12 protein-coding genes are annotated in these 13,088 nt (G+C 64.7%); 10 read left to right on the top strand and 2 right to left on the bottom strand.

Annotated features, from left to right (window positions below; genetic code table 11):
* Positions 1-199: 199 nt before the first annotated feature.
* From fni to crtB, 5 genes are read left to right on the top strand one after another with little or no spacing between them, the layout of a single operon-like run.
* Entirely contained in the window at positions 200-1,237 is a 1,038-nt protein-coding gene (gene fni / locus SA190iCDA_RS13850; protein ID WP_070887366.1) for a type 2 isopentenyl-diphosphate Delta-isomerase, read from the top strand.
* Positions 1,234-2,505: a glycosyltransferase gene (locus SA190iCDA_RS13845; RefSeq protein WP_070887365.1), complete on the top strand. Its 1,272-nt coding sequence runs from the start codon at positions 1,234-1,236 to the stop codon at positions 2,503-2,505. Before fni ends, SA190iCDA_RS13845 begins: the two co-directional genes overlap by 4 nt.
* Positions 2,502-3,668 carry a lycopene beta-cyclase CrtY gene (gene crtY / locus SA190iCDA_RS13840; RefSeq protein ID WP_070887364.1) on the top strand — a complete coding sequence of 389 codons (1,167 nt, stop codon included), beginning with the start codon at positions 2,502-2,504 and terminating at the stop codon, positions 3,666-3,668. The genes SA190iCDA_RS13845 and crtY overlap by 4 nt, the downstream gene beginning before the upstream one ends.
* Complete coding sequence (locus tag SA190iCDA_RS13835) at positions 3,665-5,155, top strand: phytoene desaturase (RefSeq protein ID WP_070887363.1); 1,491 nt, start codon at positions 3,665-3,667, stop codon at positions 5,153-5,155. The genes crtY and SA190iCDA_RS13835 overlap by 4 nt, the downstream gene beginning before the upstream one ends.
* Complete coding sequence (gene crtB, locus SA190iCDA_RS13830) at positions 5,152-6,150, top strand: 15-cis-phytoene synthase CrtB (RefSeq protein WP_070887362.1); 999 nt, start codon at positions 5,152-5,154, stop codon at positions 6,148-6,150. The genes SA190iCDA_RS13835 and crtB overlap by 4 nt, the downstream gene beginning before the upstream one ends.
* Here crtB and SA190iCDA_RS13825 read toward each other — a convergent pair.
* Positions 6,032-6,568 carry a sterol desaturase family protein gene (locus SA190iCDA_RS13825; RefSeq protein ID WP_083329882.1) on the bottom strand — a complete coding sequence of 179 codons (537 nt, stop codon included), beginning with the start codon at positions 6,566-6,568 and terminating at the stop codon, positions 6,032-6,034. The genes crtB and SA190iCDA_RS13825 overlap by 119 nt on opposite strands.
* A 472-nt stretch (positions 6,569-7,040) precedes the next feature.
* Here SA190iCDA_RS13825 and SA190iCDA_RS13820 point away from each other — a divergent pair, with 472 nt between their 5' ends.
* The 3 genes from SA190iCDA_RS13820 (at position 7,041) to SA190iCDA_RS13810 (ending at position 9,312) form a co-directional block, all read left to right on the top strand.
* The gene (locus SA190iCDA_RS13820; protein ID WP_070887361.1) at positions 7,041-8,213 is read left to right on the top strand and encodes a hypothetical protein; all 1,173 of its coding nucleotides are present in this window, start codon (positions 7,041-7,043) and stop codon (positions 8,211-8,213) included.
* The gene (locus SA190iCDA_RS13815; RefSeq protein ID WP_070887360.1) at positions 8,213-8,938 is read left to right on the top strand and encodes a ferritin-like domain-containing protein; all 726 of its coding nucleotides are present in this window, start codon (positions 8,213-8,215) and stop codon (positions 8,936-8,938) included. Before SA190iCDA_RS13820 ends, SA190iCDA_RS13815 begins: the two co-directional genes overlap by 1 nt.
* Before the next feature lie 104 nt (positions 8,939-9,042).
* Positions 9,043-9,312 (top strand): hypothetical protein, encoded by a 270-nt coding sequence (locus tag SA190iCDA_RS13810; protein ID WP_070887359.1) that lies wholly within the window; start codon positions 9,043-9,045, stop codon positions 9,310-9,312.
* Positions 9,313-9,358: 46 nt separating this feature from the next.
* Here the strand turns inward: SA190iCDA_RS13810 and galE are convergent, their stop codons facing one another.
* Positions 9,359-10,402: a UDP-glucose 4-epimerase GalE gene (gene galE, locus SA190iCDA_RS13805; RefSeq protein ID WP_070887358.1), complete on the bottom strand. Its 1,044-nt coding sequence runs from the start codon at positions 10,400-10,402 to the stop codon at positions 9,359-9,361.
* A 283-nt stretch (positions 10,403-10,685) separates the two neighbouring features.
* On the opposite strand from galE, the gene SA190iCDA_RS13800 reads away from it, so the two are divergent.
* Together SA190iCDA_RS13800 and glf are read left to right on the top strand one after the other, a co-directional pair.
* Complete coding sequence (locus tag SA190iCDA_RS13800) at positions 10,686-11,873, top strand: glycosyltransferase family 1 protein (protein WP_070887357.1); 1,188 nt, start codon at positions 10,686-10,688, stop codon at positions 11,871-11,873.
* Positions 11,861-13,081, top strand: coding sequence for a UDP-galactopyranose mutase (gene glf, locus SA190iCDA_RS13795; RefSeq protein WP_083329881.1), 1,221 nt, complete (start codon positions 11,861-11,863; stop codon positions 13,079-13,081). Before SA190iCDA_RS13800 ends, glf begins: the two co-directional genes overlap by 13 nt.
* The last annotated feature ends 7 nt before the right edge of the window (positions 13,082-13,088 follow it).

The following is a 13,088-nucleotide window of genomic DNA, read 5'->3' as shown; positions in this document are numbered from 1 at the left end:
ATCCTGGCATCTCAATCATCGTAACCAAAGCCGATTTGTAATGTTGGAACGTCTAATGCGCGCGGTTGCCTGATAATCTTGCCCGCCAGCAGGTTGTTCAAAAACTTGTACAAGGCGGCTCGATCGACATGCTATTCGATTATTCCGTTCTGGACAGACCGCATGCACAGCAAAATGATTCCGGCGCAATGGAGCCTGCATGAATAATAGCGACCTCAGTCGGCGTAAGGATGATCATCTGGATATCGTTCTGGATCGGCACAAGGCCGTTACCCGTGTCGGCGCCGGTTGGTCGCAGGTGCAATTCGAGCACTGCGCCCTGCCCGAACTCGACCATGGCGCCATCGACTTGCGCGCCTCGCTGCTCGGCGCCCCGCTGCAGGCGCCCCTGCTGATCAGCTCCATGACCGGTGGCGCGGTGCGCTCCGAAGCCATCAACCGTCACCTGGCCGAGGCCGCCCAGGCACTGGGCATCGCCATGGGCGTCGGCTCCCAGCGCGTCAGCCTGCAGACCGGCAATGACCAGGGCCTGACCCGCGAGCTGCGTCGCCTCGCTCCGGATATCGTGCTGTTGTCGAATATCGGCGCCGCCCAGTTGCTCGAGGTGAACGGCCTCGACCTGGCTCGGCGCGCGGTCGATGCGCTACAGGCCAATGGCCTGATCATTCATCTCAACCCGCTGCAGGAAGCCGTGCAGGCCGAAGGCGACCGTGACTGGCGCGGTGTGCTGACGCAGATCGCCCGGGTGGTCGACAGCCTGGAGGTGCCGGTGATCGTCAAGGAAGTCGGCGCCGGCTTGTCGGCCAGCGTGGCCCGCTCGCTGGTCGAGGCCGGTGTGCAGGTCATCGATGTGGCCGGTGCCGGCGGTACCAGCTGGGCGGCCGTGGAAGGCGAGCGTGCCACCAACCCGGCCGATCGGGCGGTGGCCATGGCCTTCGCCGACTGGGGCATTCCTGCGGCCAGCGCCGTGCAGGCGATACGCGCTGCCTTGCCGGACGTGACGCTGATCGCTTCCGGCGGGGTACGCGACGGCGTCGATGCCGCCAGGGCCATCCGCCTGGGCGCCGATATCGTCGGCCAGGCGGCGGGCGCGCTGCCCGGCGCAACACTGTCGACCGAGGCGGTGATCGAGCATTTCCAGATCGTCATTCGGCAACTGCGTACCGCGTGCTTCTGCACCGGTTCGGCCAACCTGGCCGCGCTGCGCCAGGCGCCTTTGCTGGCGAGCCAGGCATGACCCACTTCGCGGTTGTCGCACCGCCTTACTACAGTCACTTCCAGGCCCTGCAGGCCCTCGCCGTCGAGCTGATCGGCCGCGGCCACCGGGTGACCTTCTTTCATCAGTCCGACGCCGCGCACTGGCTCAGCGACCCGCGTGTGACCTTTCGCTCGGTGGGTGCCAACAGCCACCCGCCCGGCAGCCTGGCGCGCACCCTGCACCAGGCCGCACGCCCGGACACGCCCTGGGGCCTGCGGCGCATCATCAAGCAGATGGCAGCCACCACCGCCATGCTCTGCAACGAGCTGCCCCAGGCGCTGGCCGATAACAGCGTGGAGGCCCTGCTCTGCGACCAGATGGAACCCGCCGGCGGGCTGGTCGCGGAAAGCCTGGGCCTGCCGTTCTTCTCGGTAGCCTGCGCGCTGCCGGTCAACCGTGAGCCGGGGCTGCCCCTGCCGGTGATGCCCTTCGCCTACGCCACCGATGAACGCAGTCAACACATGTACCGCGGCAGCACCCAGGTATACGACTGGCTGATGAAGCCCCTGGGTAGAGTGATCCAGGATGCGGCGCTGCGCCTGGGCGTGCCGCCACGCACGGCCCTGCATGAGTGCCTGTCGCCCCTGGCGCAGCTCAGCCAGACCCTAGGCGGTTTCGATTTCCCACGCAGCCAGTTGCCGGCGCATTTCCATGCGGTCGGCCCGCTGCGCAGCCCGGCCACGCCGCAGCAGGGTGAATGGCCGATCGACGGGGCACGGCCGTTCTTTTTCGCCAGCCTGGGTACCTTGCAGGGCGACCGGCTCGGGTTGTTCGAGCGCATCGCCAAGGCCTGCAAGCGCCTCGATGGGCAGCTGCTGATCGCCCATTGCGGCAAGCTCGATGCCGCCCAGGAACGCCGTCTGATCGACCGCGGCGCCACCTGGGTCACCGACTTCGCGCCGCAGCAATGGGCGCTGGAAAGGGCCGATGCGGTGATCACCCACGGCGGCCTGAACACGGTGATGGATGCCATCGTTGCGCGCACGCCGATGCTGGTGATGCCGATCGCCTTCGACCAGCCGGGCGTCGCTGCACGGGTGGCCTACCGTGGTGTGGGCAGCCAACTGAGCCGGCGAGCCAGCGCGGCCCGTATCGAAGCGGCGCTTCGCGAGCTGCTCGCCCGGCCGCTGTCAGGCTTCGACGCGCTGATCGACGAGCTGCAGCAGGCCGGCGGGGTAAGCCGGGCGGCCGATATCGTCGAGGCTGCCGTGGTCAGCCACGCCACCGCACAGGCGCACACCCTATGACCTACGACCTGATCCTGGCCGGCGGCGGCCTCGCCAACGGCCTGATCGCCTGGCGCCTGCAGCAGCAACGCCCGGACCTCAAGGTGCTGTGCATCGAGGAGCAACAGAGCCTGGGCGGCAACCACACCTGGTCGTTCCATGACGGCGACCTGAGTGATGCTCAGCACCGCTGGCTGGAACCGCTGGTGGTCAAGCGCTGGGCCAGTTACCAGGTGCACTTCCCCTACTTGTCGCGAACCCTGAACAGCGGCTATGCGAGCATCACCGGCGAGCGCTTCGCCGAGGTGCTCACCCCGGCGCTGGGCAGCGGGCTGCTGCTGGGCTGCCGCATCGCCGAGGTCAGCCCAACCCGGGTGATGCTGGAAAGCGGCGAGCGCCTGGAGGCGCGGGCGGTCATCGACGGGCGTGGCGCGCGGCCCAGCAGCAACCTGGTGCTTGGCCAGCAGGCCTTCGTCGGCCAGCTGTTGCGCCTCGAACGGCCCCACGGGCTGACTGCGCCAATCATCATGGATGCGCGAGTGCCCCAGGGCGATGGCTACCGGTTCGTCTACGTGCTGCCCTTCTCGGCCGATACCCTGCTGATCGAGGACACCCACTACGTGGACCAGCACCGCGCCGGTACCGACCAGCTTCGCCAGCACATCGCAGCCTATGCGCAGCAGCATGGCTGGCAGATAGCCGAATGCCTGCGCGAGGAACAGGGTGTGCTACCGATCACCCTGGCCGGCGACTTCGACGCTTTCTGGGACGAGGCCGCCGGCCAGCCGCTATCAGGCCTGCGCGCCGGCCTGTTCCACTGCACCACCGGGTACTCCCTGCCCCACGCCGTGCGCCTGGCCGACTGGCTGGTGGGTTATCAGCTGGGCGACGCCGCCGCCCTGGCCCGCGATCTGCGCGAGCACGCCAGGGGTGAATGGCGCAACCAGGGTTTCTATCGCCTGCTCAACCGCATGCTGTTCCTGGCCGGCCGGCCACAGGATCGCTGGCAGGTGATGCAACGTTTCTACGGCCTGCCAGCCGCTTTGATCGAGCGTTTCTACGCCAGCCGCAACCCCTGGTACGACCGTGCACGAATTCTTGTCGGCAAACCGCCGGTCCCCGTTGACCAAGCCATGCGGGCGGCCCTGCGCCACTCGCCCAGGCATTTCGAGACGCGTTCATGAACCAAGCGAAAACAGCCATCGTCATCGGCGCGGGTTTCGGCGGGCTGGCCCTTGCCATCCGCCTGCAGAGTGCGGGCATCCAGACCACCCTGCTGGAAAAACGTGACCAGCCCGGCGGCCGTGCCTATGTGTACCGCGACCAGGGCTTCACCTTCGATGCCGGCCCGACGGTGATCACCGACCCCAGCGCCATCGAGGAGCTGTTCGCCCTCAGCGGCCGCAGGATCGAGGACTACGTCGAATTGCTGCCGGTCGCGCCGTTCTACCGCCTGTGCTGGGAAGACGGCACGCAGTTCGACTACGCCAACGACCAGGCCGAGCTGGACCGGCAGATTGCCGCCCTGAATCCGGCTGACGTGGCCGGTTACCAGCGGTTTCTCGCCTATTCCAAAGCCGTGTTCAAGGCGGGCTACCTGAAGCTCGGCGCCGTGCCCTTCCTGTCGGTTGGCGACATGCTCAAAGTCGGCCCACAGCTGGCCCGCCTGCAGGCGTGGCGCAGCGTCTATTCGATGGTGTCGAGCTTCGTCGAGCACGACAAACTGCGCCAGGCGTTCTCCTTCCACTCGCTGCTGGTGGGCGGCAACCCCTTCGCCACCTCGTCGATCTACACGCTGATCCATGCCCTGGAACGTGAATGGGGCGTGTGGTTTCCCAAGGGCGGCACCGGCGCGCTGGTGCAGGGCATGGTCAGGCTGTTCGAAGACCTGGGCGGCACGCTGGAACTGAACGCCGACGTGGCCGCCATCGACACCGCGGGCAACCGCGCCACGGGCGTGCGTCTGCAGGACGGCCGGCACTTCAAGGCCGACAGCGTGGCCTCCAACGGCGATGTGGTGCACACCTATGACAAGCTGCTGGCTGGCCACCCGCGCGGCCGCCAGGAAGGCAAGCGCCTGAAAGGCAAGCGCTTCAGCAACTCGCTGTTCGTGATCCACTTTGGTCTCAAGCGCCCGCAGCCCCAGCTGCAGCACCACACGGTGTGTTTCGGCCCGCGCTACCGCGAGCTGATCGAGGAAATCTTCAAGGGCCAGACCCTGGCCGAGGATTTCTCCCTCTACCTACACGCGCCTTGCGTGACCGACCCGAGCCTGGCCCCCGAGGGCTGCTCCAGCCATTACGTGCTGTCGCCGGTGCCGCACCTCGGTAACGCGCCCATCGACTGGAGCATCGAAGGGCCGCGCTACCGCGACCGTATCCTCGCCTATCTCGAAGAACACTACATGCCCGGCCTGCGCGAGGATCTGGTGACCTGCCGGATCTTCACCCCGGATGATTTTCGCGACGAGCTGTACGCCTATCAGGGCTCGGCGTTCTCACTGGAGCCGGTGTTGCAGCAGAGCGCCTGGTTCCGCCCACACAACCGCGATGCCCAGCTGGGTAACGTCTACCTGGTCGGCGCCGGCACCCATCCGGGCGCAGGCGTACCGGGCGTGATCGGGTCGGCCAAGGCCACCGCTAGCCTGATGCTCGAGGACCTGCAGGCATGACCGGCGTGCCGCAGGACGACGCGCTGATCGAACACGCCAACCGGAGCATCGCGGCGGGCTCGAAAAGCTTTGCCGCGGCCTCGAAACTGTTCGACGAACCCACCCGGCGCAGCGCCGTGATGCTCTACGCCTGGTGCCGCCACTGCGACGACGTGATCGATGGTCAGGAGGCCGGCCACGACGCCGTGTCGATCAGCCGCGAGGAAGCCGAGCGGCGCCTGATACACCTGAAGACCCAGACCCATGCGGTTTACCGCGGCGACGCGCTGGACGACCCGGCCTTCGCGGCCTTTCGCCAGGTGGTGCTCGCCCACCAGATTCCAGAGCAGCACGCCCTCGAACACCTGGCCGGTTTCGAGATGGATGTGCTGGAGCGCCGCTACCTGAGCATCGATGACACCCTCGAGTACTGCTACCACGTCGCGGGTGTGGTGGGCCTGATGATGGCCCGGGTGATGGGCGTGCGCGATGAGCCGACCCTGGATCGCGCCTGCGACCTGGGCCTGGCGTTCCAGCTGACCAATATCGCCCGCGACATCATCGATGACACCGCCGTGGGCCGCTGCTACCTGCCCGAGCAATGGCTGCAAGAGCAGGCCGTCCCCCTCGACCGGCTCGCCGACATCCATCACCGCCCGGCTGTGGCCCTGCTCGGCCAGCGCCTGGTCGAGCTGGCCGAGCCCTACTATGCCAGCGCCAGGGCAGGCCTCAGCGCCCTGCCCTGGCGCTCTGCCTGGGCGGTAGCGACGGCGGCCGTGGTCTATCGGCAGATCGGCATGAAGGTGCTGGAAGCTGGCGAGCACGCCTGGGATGAGCGCATCTCCACCTCCAAGGCAGAGAAGATCGGCGCGGTGCTGAGCGGCCTGTGGCAGGCGGTTACGAGCCGTTTCGCGCGCTGGCCGGCTCGTTCCGCCGATCTGTGGCAGCGGCCCCGTCCGCCTTGCGCAGCGGACCCTCGTGCATCGCCCGCAGCTGCGCCTTCAGACGCGCCGTAGTCGGCGCATAGAGAAACCCGAACGACACGCAGCGCTCCTTGCCCTCCACCGCGTGGTGCATCCGGTGCGCCTGATACAGGCGCTTGAGATAGCCGCTGCGCGGCACCAAGCGAAACGGCCAGCGGTGATGCACCAGGCCGTCATGGACGACGAAATACACCAGGCCGTAGGCGGTCATGCCGGCGCCGATCCATTCCAGTGGGTGCCAACCCTGGGTGCCCAGGGCGATCAACACGATGGCCAGCCCGGCGAATACCGCCGCGTACAGGTCGTTCTTCTCGAACCAGCCTTCGCGGGGCTCGTGATGAGAGCGATGCCAGCCCCAGCCCCAACCGTGCATCACGTACTTGTGGGCGAGATAGGCCACGCCTTCCATGGCGGTCAGGGTAGTGAAGAAAACCAGAGCGTTGATGATCATCGTGAGGTGCGCCTGTGAGCTGACAAACCAGCGAACTAGAACCTTAAAAATGGGCGCTAACAAAACTGCCCGCGGCCCCTGCCCGAGCTTCGACAGCCGCGTCATGTATGCGATCCGCCTGCTTTCGCCCTGGCATGCAGGGGCACTGCAGACCTGACCGCCCACCATCCTACAAGACCTGGACGCCAAGCACCCGTTCCCTGGTGCACGATGATTGACGAGTGGGAAAAAGCTCATCCATTCAATAACTTACGTCACACACCCGGTGCCCCGAGCGAGCACCATCGAAACGGCTCGAACCGCTCTAGGGCGGTGCTTATAGGCCAGTGACAGAGCCTATCGAAAACGAACCGGGCAGCGAAGCGGCCACTTGTCGCAGGCCTGTAATGGGCCGAACCCGCCATCAGTCCAGGAAGTACGGCAGGCCCGAGATGTCGCCGACTTCCGTGACAATGATGATGGAGGTTTACCCATGAGCACGATCGACACCCTGCTGGACAACAGGGGAACGCCCCTGGAAAAGCAGACGTTCACCTGGCGCGAGATGGCCAGCCGACCGATCAGCAAGCTGGACGACGATGCGTTCACCCGGGTCCGGGTGATCCTGATGAATGGCGTCGAGGCCGATGCGCTGCGCCTCAAGCACTTCGGGGCGCGTTTTCACAAGGAACTGCAATTGCCCCTGGCGCAGATCCGCCGCGTCGAACAGCACCAGATGACCGCGATCAACTGGCTGTTGTCTTCCGATCATTCACCGCTGGAAACCACCGTGGCCTACGAGCAGGTGGCCATCGAAGTCACCGCGGCGGTCGCCCAGAACGAGCCGGATCCCTACCAGGCGCAGACCTATCGCTTTGGCCTGCTCGAAGACTTCGATCACCTGTACCGCTACGCGGCGATGCTCGATCGCCTGGAAGGCAAGGACGCCAACAATATCCTGCAGGGCTACACGGACATCATTCCCGGCCGCCCGACCAGCGAGCATCATCGCGCCCCGGACGATGACCTGCGCGACAACTATCAGAAAGACAGCGCCGCGCTGATCACCAAGATCCACGCCGCGCTGATTACCGGTGCCGAATACCAGACCCACGACTATTACATGAACATCGGTCCGCTGTTCGCCGACCCCGTGGCCAGGGCGCTGTATGCCGAAATCGCCTCGGTCGAGGAGCAGCACGTCACGCAGTACGGCTCGCTGCAAGACCCCAGCGAAAGCTTTATGGAGAAGTGGCTCGTGCACGAGGCGATGGAGGTCTATACCTACGCCAGCTGCGCCGAGCAGGAGGACAACCCGCGTATCCGTGCGCTATGGGAGCGCTTCCTCGATTACGAACTGGGCCACCTCAACCTGGCCTGCGAGTTGTTCAAGAAGTACGAACGTCGCGATCCGGCCGAAGTGCTCGGTGGCCAACTGCCGAAAATGATCCAGTTCAAGAGCCAACGTGACTTCGTGCGCCAGACCCTGGCGCAGGAGATCGACCTGCGCGCCCGTGGCGTGGACTACGTTGCCAAGGACAAGGAAGGCCGTGCCTCGCTGGATTACCGCGCGCGCCTCAATGGCGAGGGCGTGCCGGCCAACGTCGTATCGGCCGGCTACCACTGGAAACCCGGCTCCGAACTCAACCCGGCGGGAGAAGCATGATGAGCGAACGACAAGTCAACCTGGGACTCAATCGCACCGGCGCAAAAATGTCGCCACAGGATACCCAACAGCAACTCGAAGCCACACGCCTTTACCCGGCTGATGTGCCGGGCGACATGGGCACCTATACCCAGGCACGCGAACAGGCCATCGGCACCGCCGAGCGCATCGGCTCGGTGCCACCACCCGGCTCCACCAAAGGTATGCTCAAGACCGCCCTGGACAAGATGCTCGGCAATCACCCGGAAGTGCTGCTGGACAAGCTCGGCGAACGCCTGGCGTTCGAGCGAACCGGCGTGCGGCTGTACGAAGCGATGGTCGCCAAGGCCACCTCGGCGGTCGGCGCCAACCCGGCGCTTGTGGCTACCCTTCGGGAGATCCAGGCCCAGGAACTCGAGCACATGAACCTGGTACGCGAGGCCATCGAAACCCTGGGCGGCGACCCGACGACCATGACTCCCTGTGCCGATGTCGCCGCGGTGAAGGCGCAAGGCGTGCTGCAGGTGCTGACCGATCCGCGCACTACCCTGTCGCAATCATTGAGCGCCATATTGACCATCGAGTTGGAAGACAACGCTGCCTGGGAGCTACTTATCGAACTGGCCCACAAAGGCGGCCACCCGCTCATCGCCGAAAGCTTCAAACCCGCCTTCGAGCAGGAGGAGGTGCACCTGGCAACGGTTCGTGACCTGATCCGGCGCGACCTGCTCAACCAGGTCAGTTGACTACGGCGATCCGCGCGCCCCGTTCGTCCGGGGCGTGCACACGGGTGTTGGCCAGCGCGGTCAATGTCATGAACCCTCGATTCCTTGTGCAAGGGGACCGCTGTATGAGCGAAACACCTGCCGAAATGGAGCTGGCAGCCTGGCGAATGCTGCTTGAAGATGATGTATATCGACTGCAATGCCCGGGTGACTATCACCAGACACTGGTCGCCCGTGCCGACGAGCTGAAGGAACGCGCCGTGATTTCCTCGGACGACTGGCACTTGCTGATCACCGCGGCCGATGAGGCTTACGAGCGCACACGCGACGCTTTGGAGGACAATCAGAACGACTGTCTGCCCCTGGCAAGCTTGACCTTGCCGGATATCCCTTGAGGTCGCGACAACGGGCCTGCTGCGCCGCAGCAGGCCCACCCGCCGGTTAGCCGACCATGACCGCCTGCGGCGCCTGCTCGTGCTGATACCCCTGGGGATTGCTGAGCTGCCAGCGCCAGGCGTCGGCCAGCATGGCATGCAGGTCGCGCTCGGCGTTCCATTGCAGTTCGACTCGCGCCTTGCTGGGGTCGGCCCAGCACTGGGCGATGTCACCCGGCCGCCGCGCAACGATACGGTATGGCAACGCGCGCCCGGTGATCTGCTCGAAGGCACGCACCATTTCCAACACCGAATATCCCTGTCCCGTACCCAGGTTCCAAACCGATACACCAGCGCTGCGGCCAAGCCTCTCGAGGGCGCAGATATGCCCCTGCGCCAGGTCCATCACGTGAATGTAATCGCGAACGCCGGTGCCATCGTGGGTGGCGTAATCGCCGCCGTAGATGCTCAGCTGCGGCTGTCGTCTAACCGCGACCTGAAGCATGTACGGAAGCAAGTTATTTGGAGTGCCGTTGGGATCTTCGCCAATCAGGCCGGACTCATGGGCGCCGATAGGATTGAAGTAACGCAACAGGGCAATGGACCAGCGCGGGTCGGAGTCGGCCAGTGCCTTGAGCACGTTCTCGGCCATCAGCTTCGATTGGCCATAGGGATTGGTGGGAATGCCAGTCGGGCAATCTTCGCGAATCGGCATGCTCACCGACTCGCCATAAACGGTGGCGGACGAGCTGAACACCAGCCGGAAGATGCCTGCCCTGGCCATCGCCTGGCATAGGGTGATGCTACCGGCCACGTTGGTTTCGTAATAGCGCAGCGGCTCGCGCACGCTCTCGCCGACAGCCTTGAGCCCGGCAAAATGCATCACCGCAGTGATGGGCCAGCGCTGGAACAGTTCATCGAGCAGCGCGCCATCGCGCACGTCGCCTTCGATGAATCGCGGCTGGCGGCCCGTCAGCAAGGCTACGCGGTCGAGCGATAGCCGCGAGCTGTTGCAGAGATTGTCCAGCACCAGCACCTCGTGGCCGGTTTCTAGAAGCGCAAGAACTGCATGGGAACCGATATAACCGGCTCCGCCTGTGACCAATATCATGTTGACCTCCGCTTGGGTCGCTCGAGAGATGACACCCATGGACTGCATCAACGACACGGGCTGCGTGTTCGGCTGCAAGACGACCGACTACAGAGATAACGACGAAGGTCTGTTCACAGGAGTTCAGGTCATAGGATGAACGTGTCATCCGGCGACCTTTCAGCCGATGACTTGAACTGCTCGGAACCCCCATCGTCCACTTTTCGCATCCACTCGCTTAACCGAAACGCCGGTGCTGAATCCCGCCGCTTCGCTTGTGCGGCCAATTTAAGGAGACGCGAACATGAGCTGGGCAGGATCTTTTCAAGGGCAAATCGGCAAGTCATCGAAACCTTCGGCCGAAGCTGACACCGCGGTGGTTTTCGACCCCAGCCTCCCGACGCTGCTGTGTCTGTCACACCTGCGTTGGAGTTTCGTCTATCAGCGGCCGCAGCACCTGATGGCCCGTTTCGTTCGCACCTGCAACGTGCTGTTCTTCGAAGAACCGGTGGTCACCGACGAGGCCGACCCCTGGCTGGAAGTACGACCCGACGAGGAAGGTGTGCAGGTGCTGGTGCCCCGCCTGCCCCATGGTGTCGACGCGCAGGCCGGCCACGCCGCGACTCGCCAGCTGCTGGACGCCTACCTGGCGCGCTTACAGGTCGATGACCTGTTGCTCTGGTACTACACGCCGATGAGCCTGGCGTTCACCGATCACCTGCAGCCACGCGCCATCATCTACGACTGCATGGACGAACTGTCCGCATTCCACGGCGCGCCGCCCGAGCTGGTGCAGCGTGAGCGTGAGCTACTGGCCAAGGCGGACCTGGTGTTCACCGGTGGCTACAGCATCTGGGAAGCCAAGCGCGAGCTGCATGACAACGCCCACGCCTTTCCCAGCAGCGTCGATATCAGCCATTTCGCCGCCGCCCGGCAGCCTCAGGAAGAGCCCGCCGACCAGGCCCGAATCGGCACGCCGAGACTCGGCTTTTATGGCGTGATCGACGAGCGTTTGGATATCGACCTGCTCGGTGCCGTGGCGAGCATGCGCCCGAACTGGCAGCTGGTGATGATCGGCCCGGTGGTGAAGATCGACCCGGCAGCCCTGCCAAGCCAGCCGAACATCCATTACCTGGGCGGCAAGACCTATGACGAACTGCCCCGCTACCTCGCCGGCTGGGATGTGGCCCTGATGCCATTCGCCCTTAACGCCTCGACCCGCTTCATCAGCCCCACCAAGACCCCGGAGTACCTGGCCGGCGGGCGCCCAGTGGTGTCAACGCCTATCCACGATGTGGTGCGTAGCTACGGCGACTGCGGCCTGGTGCTGATTGCAGCGACCGCCGAGGAGTTTGTGGCAGCCTGCGAGCAGGCCCTTGCGCTGGCAGCTGACCGCGACGCCATGCAGGCAGCGGCCGACCGTGTGTTGGGCGATATGTCCTGGGACCAGACCCAGGCCAAGATGAAGGAGATGATCGAATGCATCCGTTGAATCGCCCTACCCGCGTCGCTGAGCAATCGCCAGGCGAAGACCTCACCGAGGCCTTCGATTACCTGATCGTCGGGGCTGGTTTCGCCGGCAGCGTGCTCGCCGAACGACTGGCCGCCGGGCTGGACAAGCGCGTGCTGGTGGTCGACCGCCGCGCGCATATCGGCGGCAACGCCTACGACCACCATGACGAAGCGGGCGTGCTGGTGCATCGCTACGGGCCGCACATCTTCCACACCAATTCGCAGCGAATCGTCGACTACCTGTCGCGTTTCACCGAATGGCGGCCTTATGAGCACCGCGTCTTGGCGGTGGTCGACGGCCAGCAAGTACCCATCCCGATCAATCGCACCACCCTCAACGCGCTGTATGGCCTGAGCCTGGCCAGTGACGAAGAAGCCGAACGGTATCTGGCCGGCCGAGCCGAGCCGGTAGCCACCATCCACACCAGCGAAGACGTGGTGGTCAACCAGATCGGCCGCGAGCTCTACGAGAAATTCTTTCGCGGCTATACCCGCAAGCAATGGGGGCTCGATCCGTCACAACTCGACAAGATGGTCACCTCGCGGGTGCCAACGCGCACCAACACCGATGACCGCTATTTCACCGACACCTTCCAGCAGATGCCGCTGCACGGCTACACGCGAATGTTCGAGCGCATGCTCGACCATCCGAACATCACCATCCAACTGGATACCGATTTCCGCCAGGTGCGTGACGAGGTGCGCTACGGGCACCTGATCTACTGTGGCCCGGTCGACGAGTATTTCGACCACTGCTTCGGCAAACTGCCCTACCGGTCACTCAAGTTCGAGCACCGTAACCTCGACCAGGCGCAGTTCCAGGCAGTGGCCACGGTCAACTACCCTGACGAAGCAGTGGCCTATACACGCATCAGCGAATACAAGCACCTCACTGGCCAGCAGCACCCCAGCACCAGCATCACCTATGAATACCCATCGGCCGAAGGCGACCCGTATTACCCGATTCCGCGCCCGGAAAACGCCGAGCTCTACAAGCGCTATGAGCAGTTGGCCAGCCAGACCGAGGGCGTGACCTTCCTTGGCAGGCTGGGTACCTACAAGTACTACAATATGGATCAGGTCGTCGGCCAGGCGCTGGCGCTGTACAAACGCATTGAGCAGGCTCACAGCGGTGACCCTGCAGCCGACCTGGAGCACGATCAAAGCCCCGCCAGGCAAGCCACCTGAGGACGCG

Origin of the sequence: Pseudomonas argentinensis, assembly GCF_001839655.2 — a bacterium.
Classification (GTDB): Bacteria; Pseudomonadota; Gammaproteobacteria; order Pseudomonadales; family Pseudomonadaceae; genus Aquipseudomonas; species Aquipseudomonas argentinensis_B.
This window is presented reverse-complemented; position numbering and strand designations above follow the sequence as displayed.